The sequence below is a fragment of the Brevibacillus halotolerans genome, assembly GCF_026891775.1.
GTDB lineage: Bacteria > Bacillota > Bacilli > Brevibacillales > Brevibacillaceae > Brevibacillus_B > Brevibacillus_B halotolerans.
Genome location: NZ_JAPTNK010000059.1, coordinates 1 through 401, shown reverse-complemented (window position 1 = coordinate 401; position 401 = coordinate 1). Strand labels below are relative to the sequence as shown.

Below are 401 nucleotides of genomic sequence, written 5' to 3'. Positions count from 1 at the left end.
TGGCAGAGGGGTCACACACGTTCCCATTCCGAACACGACCGTTAAGCCCTCTAGCGCCGATGGTACTTGCCCATTCGGGCCGGGAGAGTAGGACGTTGCCAGGCCGGTAACCTTTAGGGTTACTGATAATAATACTGTTGCCTTTGAAGTGGAAATACGTTTCAACGTTTTTATAAAACTTCAATATCGACCGCTTGCGGTCAGCAAATGGCGCAGACATTTGTTCTTTGAAAACTGGATAATGATAGAAAGCATACAAGGCAAACGTTCTTATTTTTGTAGGAACATGCAAACATTAGTGTAGATCGAAAGATCAAACCTTTAACTGTGGTTAAGTTAATAAGGGCACACGGTGGATGCCTTGGCGTTAGGAGCCGAAGAAGGACGCAGCGAACTGCGAT

At 45.9% G+C, this 401-nt stretch carries 1 rRNA gene; it reads left to right on the top strand.

The annotated features are described in order from the left end of the window. Positions 1-104 (top strand): 5S ribosomal RNA (gene rrf, locus O0550_RS24140); the annotation flags it as partial. Positions 105-401: the final 297 nt, after the last annotated feature.